Raw genomic sequence first — 10,016 nt, forward strand, 5'->3', positions numbered from 1 at the left:
TAAGAAGAGGCGGAGATGAAAATAAAAAATAAAAAGAAAAAATCATTATTAATATTATTATTAATTTTAGTGCCTGGTTTTATTGCTACAGCTGCAACTCTTCCTTTTGCTTTTTTTAAAAAACAAAAGGAACAAATAGAAAAAAACCCTATTATTGGAGATCAAAAAGCATCAATTAACAAGGTAAATAAAATAGAATTTGCAAACATTACTGAAAATTCAGTAAGTGTTTCTTTACAACCTGAAAATAAATTTGAAATTTCACCAAGTTCCAAAATTACTTTAGAATTAAGTAATGGTACAAAAGCAGTTGCTGAAAAGTGAAAATTTAATGATAAAAACATTGTTTTAGAAATAAATAAACTAAAAGAAAATACTAATTATACTATTTATGGAATAGAAGTAGACAACAAACCTTTACAAATAAATAGTTTAGCTAAAAAAACTTTTAAAACAAATAAACAATTTTTTGCCCAAAATACAGAGATTATAAATATTAAAGAAACAGAAGCAACTTTAAATTTTGATTTTGAAGAAAACATAAATCATTTTAATTCTTTATCCATTGAATTTTTAAATGGAAAAGCTCAAAATTTTTCTAATGTTCATATAAATAACCATAAAGTTGATTTGAAACTTGAAAGTTTAATTGCTTCTACTGATTATACAATAACTAAAATAATGTATAATCAACATAACATATTGAAAAAAAATATTAAATTCACAACTTTAGAAAAACAAAAAGTAATTTTAAGAGACTTTAAAGTTCTAGAAAATAAAGAAAATTCAGTCAAATTAGAAATATCTATTGATAATTCAAATTTAATTTCCAATGATCAAGAGATATTTATTAATTTAAGAAGTAAAAATGGAAACGAAGAAAAAAGAATCAATAATTTTTCCGTGTTTGAAAATAAAATCACTTTTGTTATAGATGATTTACAAAGCGACACAAGTTATACAATAGATACTATAAAAAATAATCAAGATTTTTGAAATCTAAATAATAGTGATTTTAATTTTAAAACTTTAGAAAAAAATTATTTTGTTTCCAATATAAAAGTTAAAGATATTGAAACCAATAGTGCAAGATTAGTTTTAGATTTAAATGAAAACATAGAGCTACAAAAAGTTGAAATAAAATTAGATAAAAAAATAGAACCTTTTGTTTTTACTTTTTCCAACACAAACAAAAATATAGAGTTACTTTTAAATGATTTAATGGATAATCAAAACTATTTCATAGAATATATAAAAATCAATGATAAAAATATTCAATTTCCTATTTTTAATTTTAAAACACAACTTTCAGCACCTATTATAAATAATATTTCTTTAGTTGAAAAGGATACAAATACAGCAACCTTAGATTTTATTTTCAGTAATAAAGAATATTTTTCTACTTCAAAAATTATCACAATAACTTTAGAATTTAAAGAAGGGGAAGAAATAAAAGAAAAAGAATTTAATTTTACCATCAATAATAATGAAAATTCTTTATCAGAACATTTTAATTTTTATAATTTATTACCTTCTACTATTTATAAAGTTAAAAAAGTTGAAGTTGAAGGGAATGTTTTAAAAAGTAAAGTTTCTAATTTTTCTTTTAGAACATCTGATATCGTTATTGAACATGAAAAAAATATTACTTTGTCTGAAATTAGTTCAACAACAAATTCAGCCGTTATTCAATTAAGTAACTTATCAGATAATTTAGATAATAATGATATTGAAAATATAAAAATTAAATTAGTTAATGAAGAAGATTATAAAAATGTTGAATTTACAAAAGAAGATAATGTAATACAAATTCATTTAAGTAATTTAAATGAAAATTCGACTTATCAAATAGAAAATTTAAAAATAAATGATGTAGTTTATAATCCAACTAACGTTTTTTCTTTTAAAACAAAAGAGGAAGAAGTAAAAAATACTAACATACAAATTTTATCTTTAAATACACACTTTGCACTACTTCAATTATCATTTAACAAAGGAAATGCCTTTATAGACGGAGATTTATTAGTAATAGAAACAAGAGATGAACAAGGACAATTTCAACAATTTTCACAAGAATGAAGAGCTTCAAATAGTTCTATTATATTAAACAACTTAAAAAGCAACACTAGCTATTACATAAATAAAATTTACAAAAATAACAAAGAGATATTTATTGAAAGTACAAATAGAAATTTTCATACTTCAGCTTTAAGAATGGAGAATTTTGAAGTTATTAATACAACAGAAAATAGTGCTAAAATAAAAGTTTCTTTAAATAACATTAGTCTTTTTGATAAAGGAAATAGAATAAAATTAATTTTATCCAACTCAGGACAGCAAGAAGAAAAAGAAGCAAAAAACTATGAAGTAAATGGAAATGATATTTATTTCACAATTGATAATTTAAACAAAAATACAACTTATAACGTTGTTAATTTTAAATATGATGAAGAAACGGTGGTTTTAGATCATAGTTTTCCAACAATTCAAACAAAAAACAGTTTGCAAATTGAAAATATTTCATATAAAGACATAAGTCAAAAATCTGCAACTGTAATTTTAACTTTTACAAATGTAATAGATAAAAACGTTAATAAACATTTAAATATAACACTTGATAATAATGAGAGATATTTTCAAACTTCTTTTATATTGAATGATTCTAATCAATTAGAAATTAGTTTTGATAATTTACAACCTAATAGAAATTATTCTATTAATTCAATAATGATTGATAATGAAGAGATTAATATTAGTAATTTAAATACTCAATTTAAAACTCTAAAAAATCCAAAAATACGGGATTTTACTGTAAATTCTATAACTTCTGATTCAGTGGATTTAACTTTAAATTTCGAAAATTTAATTTACAATTCCAATTCTATATTCAATATAAAATTCTCAAACTTAGAATCAATTTCAATTTTATCTTCTAAAATTTTAAATAATAGTTTAAATTTACACTTAAATAATTTACATTCAAACTCTTTATATACTTTAGAACAAATAACACTAGATAATAATAATGTAGAAAAAGAAAGAGATTTTTCATTCAAAACTCTTGCTAATTTAAATTTAAGTAATAAGACAATAACTAACATTACTCATAATTCTGCTCTTTTAGTATTAACTTTTGAAAATATAAATGATGTAGATTCTAGACAACCTATAATTGTAGAATTAAATAATGGCGATTCATACACTTTTAATGATTATCAAAAGGAAAATGATAGTATTTCATTAAGTTTAGAGAGTTTATCAGCAAACACTGCTTATAAAATATTATCAATAAGACATAATAACCAAAATTTAATTATTAATGAGCAAATTGATTTTAGAACATTATTAATTCCGAGTTCTCTTTCTTATGTAACCCAAAATTCAAGTACTTATAATTCCATAGACTTTACTTTAAATTTTAGAAATCCAGAGTGAATAGAAACAAATAAACCAATAACCATAGTTTTAGAGAGAAATGACACAAAAGAAGAAATTTCTAAAACTTTTAATCCTTTTAATTTAGCAAACAAAGCTTCTAAATTTACATTTAATAATTTGGAAAGTAATACAATTTATAAAATAAAAAGCATAATGCATAAAAATACAGAACTTTTAACTACAACAAATTCTTTTATGCTTCAAACAATCAAAAATATTAATTTAGAAAATGCAATTATTCACTTTGTAACAACAAATTCTGCAGTTTTAAATTTAACTTTTAACTCATTAAAAGACATAGATAATACAGTTCCTATTGCTGTTGAATTTTCAAATGGTACAACTTTGGAATTCACAAACTATGAAAAACAAGGAAATCTTATTTCGCTTCATTTAAATAATTTAGTTCCTTATACAAATTATTCTGTTTTTGCCATAAAATACAATAGAAAAAACATTTTAAATAACTTAAGTGTAAATTCTTTTAGAACAGAACAAACCGCTTCTTCTGTAGTTAATGTTACAGAAGAAAACAAAAGTTATAACTCTTTAAACTTAGCATTTGAGTTTTCAAACAAAGAATGAATGAATTTAAGTTCTCCAATAAGATTTGAATTAAAAAATTTATCTAATAATAAAGTGGTAAGACAAGAATTTGCCCATTTTAATATTGAAAATAATTTAGCTAAATTTAGTTTTCAAAATTTAGAAAGCAATTCAAATTATCAAATAACAAAAGTTGAACATAAGCAACAAAATATTTTAAATAGTAATTCACATTATGTTTTTGCAACTACAAAACACATTCATTTACTAAGTAAGTCAGTTGATAATGTTACAACAGATGCTGCAACTTTAAATTTAACATTTGAGAATAATAAAGATTTAAATAATTTGGAACCTATAACTGTAGTATTATCTAATGGCACAAGCAAAAATTTTACTCATTATGTTTTAAATAATAATGAAGTTTCTTTTCAATTAGATAATTTATTTGCATTTACAGATTATCAAATAACATCTATTAATTATGGAAATATTCGTTTATTAAATAATTATGAAACAATCAATTTTAAAACAAAACAAAGAATTTCTTCTTTATTAGGTATCAATAATTTATTAACTAGTTATAATAGTTTAAAATTAAACTTTACTTTTTCAAATAAAGAATGAATAGATGTTCACCAACCTTTTGTAATAGAGTTACAAAATACTTCAAACAATCAAATCATAAGTAAAACTTTTAATGCATTTAGTGTTGAAAATAACCAAATTCCCTTTGTTTTTGACAATTTAATTAGCAATACAACATATAAAGTTAAAAATGTAAAACACCAAGAAATTAATCTTTTACCAGAAAACTCTTCTTATTATTTTACAACTAATAAAGATGTTAAAATAATAAGCACTTCAATAGATAACATTACTTTAAATTCAGCAAATTTACATTTAAATTTTAGAACTATTAAAGACATTAATACGCATAATTCCTTTATAATCGAATTTCAAGGCGGGGAAACTAAAACAATTTCTAATTATTCTATAAACAACAATATAGTAACAATAAATTTAAGTAATTTAGTTGAATCACAAAATTACTCTATAACTCAAATTAAACATGAAAATAAAAATTTAATTGAAAACTCAATTAATTTTAGAACAGATGATTTTGTATCAATTAATAATTATTCAGTGGCTAATGTTAATGAACATTCAGCAAGTATAAATGTTGTATTTAATAATCCTAAATATTTAAATTCAAACGAAAATATAACTTTAGAGTTTTCTAACGGATTGGTGAAAACTTTTGCACACAATTTAATATCTAACAACTCTTTATCACAAATCATTTCAGGATTAAATCAAAATACAACTTACACACTTAAAAATATAAAATTAGGTAATAGAATTTTAAATCATTCTGGAGTTTATACAAGTTTTACTACAACAAAAAGCGTTACAGTAGTTAGCGGATTAAACTTTAGTAATATAACTCATAATTCAGCAAACTTAAACATAAATTTATCTAATACTGATTGACTAGAACCGAATCAAAATTTAGTTATTTATTTAATTAAAAATAATACTAATACAGAAATTCGTAAAGAAGTATCTTTAAGTTCTAATAATAGTAATATAACACTAAATTTAAATAATTTAGATAGCAATTCTACTTATAGAATAAGCAGAATTAATCACAAGAATATTGATCTTCAAATAAACACTAATACACGGGAATTTAGCACTAAAAAGGATATTTTATTAAAAACAATGCAAAACAGTGATGTTCAAATTACTTCTGCTAAATTAACTTTAAAATTAAGATCTACAAAAGATATTTCAACTAGCGATAGATTAACTGTTGTATTAAATAATCGCGAGAAAAATATCGATAACTTTACAATAGTCGATAGTACAACAATTGATTTAATGCTAAATAATTTAGATTTTAATACACACTATACAGTAAACAATATTAAATACAACAATCAGTCAATGGAAAAAGATTCATCTTTTAGTTTTATTTCTTTCATAACTAAAGACAATCCACAAAGAATTAAAGTTTCAAATATTTCTACAGAACATATTACAACTTCAAGCGCTAATATGATAATTTCTTTTGAAAATGCTTCTCAATTTGACAAAACAAAAGAATTGGTTTTAAATTTTAATAACAACTATTCCAAAAGATTTACAAATATCGTTTTACTTAACAATAATATAAGTTTAAGTCTTGACAACTTACACGATAATACAGAATATGTCTTACAAAACATTGTTTATGATGGCAGAAGTTTGGAAATCAAACCAGAAGTAGTTAAAAACTTTAGAACAGAAGCTAGAAAATTAGAAATTGCATCAATTCAAGTTAAAAACCTTGAATCTGATTATGGAGTAAGTGCTGATTTTGTTTTAAGATTTAAAAATCAAGATTTATTTACAGGCAAAAAAGAACTCAAAATCAAAATTCAAGATGTTAATGAGGCTAGAAGAACGGTTTATGCTAAATCCAAAGATATAGCTCTTGATTTTGATAATAAAATATCTCTTTCAACTAATTCTTTAGTTAACAATGGAATTTTTAGAATAACTGATGTTTTATTTGACAATGTATCAATTAAGTTTCCAAATGTAGATGATTTTAAACCATTTAAACGGGCAAAACCTTTAATTTCAGACGGAACACCGCCTGAACCAGATGATCCAGAACCAACAACTGAAGAACCTTCAAACAATCAACCATCAACACCAAATCCTGAACCAACTCCTGCTCCAAAACCAAAACCAAACTATAACTATGATCAACCACATAATCAAAGTGAGCACACTAGATACTATAGTGGAACAAGTTTAAACAATTTAGATTGAATGAAATCCTTAGATGACTCTGCTAGAATTTCAGATTTAAGTATTCCAGGAACTCATGATAGTGCGATGTTTTCAGGAACAGGTTTCTATTACTTTTTTGGTAAGGATTATGCAAAAACACAAGCTAATGACTATGATACACAACTAAAACAAGGAATTAGATTTTTTGACTTAAGAATTGATGAGAATATGAATTTAAGACATGGTGTAACTTATGCTACAACAAACTTAAGTAATGCTCTAAGAGATTTTGCTTATTTCTTACAAAGACACCCAAGTGAATTCTTATTATTAAGAATAAAGAGTGAAGATTATAAACCAGGTCAAAGTGCACAATTTAGACAACAATATAGACAAAAATTTGAAAATGCTCTTTTAAAACATTATGATTATTTATATCAAAGAGAATCATACAAAGGAACTTTATGACCAACAGTTGCTGATTTAAGAGGAAAAATGATGATATTCAATGATCTAGATCCTAAAATTACAACCGATACTTCTTGAGGTCCAAAATATAACTCAGGTGGACAAGCGGCAAAACCTTATATTTTCTACACACAAGATAACTTTGAAGCTACTCCAAATGATAAATATGATTCTATCAAAGGGCAATATGACATTAGTACCAAGTACAAAGGTCAAGGAGTGTTATTTTTAAACTTTACATCACACACTAATTTACCTACCACAATTTTTAGATTAGCTGAACAGGCTAATCCAAAAGTTTTAAATCTTCTAAAAACCTATGAAAGAGATCATAGATTTATCTCTGGAATTACAATTATGGATTTTCCAGGAGATGCACTTGTGCAGCAAGTTATTAAAATGAATAGAATTAAATAACTGACAATTATGTCGGTTATTTTTTTAATTTTAATCAAAAAATGCAAATTATATATATAATTTTTATATGAAAATAAAAAAATTAATTATACCAGCTGCTGGGTGAGGAACTAGATTTTTACCTTTTACTAAAACAGTTCATAAAGAGTTATTGCCAGTTTTAAATAGACCAACTATTGATTATTTAGTAGAAGAAGCTATTGAATCTGGAATAGAAGAAATTTGATTTATCATTTCTGCAAGAAAAGAATGGATGATGGATTATTTTAGAGTTAATTATGATTTAGAAGAAGAATTAGCAGAAAAAAATAAAACTGATTTATTAAATGATTTACAAAGAACCAATTTTATTAAAAAACCTAATATTAAAATTAAGCAAATACATCAAGATGAACAACTGGGACTAGGTCATGCTATTTGAGTTGCTGCCAAAAAAATTAAGAATGAACCATTTGCTGTTATTTTGGGTGACGATTTAATTTATAGTAGTAAAAAACCAGCAATTAAGCAACTTATGGAACAATATGAAAAATATAAATGTTCTATTTTAGGAGTATCTGCTGTTGAATGAAGTGAAGTACATAAATATGGTATTGTGGTACCTAAACATATTAACCAAGGACATGGAAAAGTTTTTGAAATAATGGATGCAATAGAAAAACCTAAGCGTTCAGAAGCACCAAGTAACAAGGCAATTATTGGAAGATATATTTTTACACCAGAAATTATGCCAATATTAAAAAACTTGGAACCTGGTTTTGGTGGTGAAATTCAACTGGTGGATGCTTTTCCTAAATTAATGGAAACTCAAAAAATTTATGCTTGTGAACTTGATGGAATTAGATATGATTTAGGTTCAGTAGAAGGTTTTGTTAAAGCTAATATTGATTATGCTTTAAGAGAAGATAGTTTAAAAGATAGCATAAAATCCTTTATAAAAGAAAAAGAAGAGATAAAATAATATGAAAACTTTTTTATTAATCGGTGGTGCAGGTTACATTGGTTCAGTATTTGCTTATCATCTTTTAGACAACAATCACAAAGTTATAATTATTGATAATTTAAGTTCTGGAAATAAAGAATTTTTAGATAAAAATATGATTTTTTATAATATCGATCATAACAATATTAATGAAATGGAAAAAGTTTTTGTCAATCATCAAATTGATACAGTGGTTATGTTTTCTGCTTTTATAAAAGTTGGAGAATCAGTTACTAAACCACTTGATTATTACAAAAATAATATAAATGGTATTATTAATGTTTTAACTTTAATGAATAAATTTTCTATAAACAAATTGCTATTTTCATCCACTGCTGCTGTTTATGGAAAGGGAAAAGGTTTATCTTTCAAGGAAAATAATGCAAAGAAACCTATAAATCCCTATGGTAATTCTAAACTTTTTTGTGAACAAATTATTAAAGACTATTCTAAAACCAATGAAAAATTTAAATATGGAATTTTAAGATATTTTAATGTTGCTGGAGCAGATCCACAAATGAGAACAGGTCTTTTTTCTAAAACTAGCAAATATTCTTTATTAATACCTGTTATTGCAAATAAAGTTTTAAAAGAAGAAGAATTTGAAATTTTTGGTAATGATTACAATACACCTGATGGCACATGTATAAGAGATTATATTCATGTAAAAGATTTAGCAGAAGCACACTTATTATTAGATAAATATTTAGATAAACATAAAAGTGAAACTTTTAATGTAGGAAGTAATAAAGGTTATTCTAATAAAGAAGTTGTGGATATGTTTTCTAAAATTTTAAATCAAAAAATTAATTTTAAATTCGCACCAAGAAGAGATGGTGACCCTGATTTTCTAGTTTCAGATTCAAATAAAATTCAGCAAAAATTAATATTTAAACTAAAATATAATTTAGAAGATATGATTACTCATGAAATTCAATGAAGAAAAAATAAAAAAAATAAAAAATAAGAGAAATTATGAAAATAGCAATATTTGTTTGTTATTTCTGACCTTTTATAGGTGGTACAGAAAAAGCTGTTGAAAATTTAGCATTAGCCCTACATAGTAAAGGACATAATGTAAAAGTTTTTACTCCAAAAGTTGATTTTTTAAAAGTTGATTATTCTAAATTTCCTTTTGAAGTAGTAGAAACTAAAAAAATATTTTTTCCTTCCAAAAATGTTGTTTTTAGTAAATTAAAAGTTTATGATGAAATTATAGAAGAAATAAAAAAATTTAATCCTGATATAATTAATTGTCATGGTTCCTGCACTTCATTTTCTTTATCTAGTAAATTGGCTCAAATTATAGATAAACCTTTAACAACCACTATGCACACAAAAAATAGATTAGTTTATAATGAAATGTTTAAAAGTAAATTAT

General features: G+C 23.6%; 4 protein-coding genes. All 4 read left to right on the forward strand.

Features of this window, described 5'->3' with window-relative positions:
* Positions 1-15: 15 nt before the first annotated feature.
* A complete protein-coding gene (locus ACXX84_RS01190) occupies positions 16-7,653 on the forward strand; it encodes a hypothetical protein (RefSeq protein WP_458572754.1) in 7,638 nt (2,545 codons plus the stop codon).
* A 67-nt stretch (positions 7,654-7,720) separates the two neighbouring features.
* Entirely contained in the window at positions 7,721-8,614 is an 894-nt protein-coding gene (locus ACXX84_RS01195) for a UTP--glucose-1-phosphate uridylyltransferase (protein WP_458561192.1), read from the forward strand.
* 1 nt (position 8,615) lies between these two features.
* Complete coding sequence (gene galE / locus ACXX84_RS01200) at positions 8,616-9,602, forward strand: UDP-glucose 4-epimerase GalE (protein WP_458561191.1); 987 nt, start codon at positions 8,616-8,618, stop codon at positions 9,600-9,602.
* 8 nt (positions 9,603-9,610) lie between these two features.
* Positions 9,611-10,016, forward strand: a 406-nt coding sequence (locus tag ACXX84_RS01205) for a glycosyltransferase family 4 protein (RefSeq protein ID WP_458561190.1), incomplete at its 3' end; no start/stop codon positions are given.

Source organism: Mycoplasma sp. AC157 (assembly GCF_054343415.1).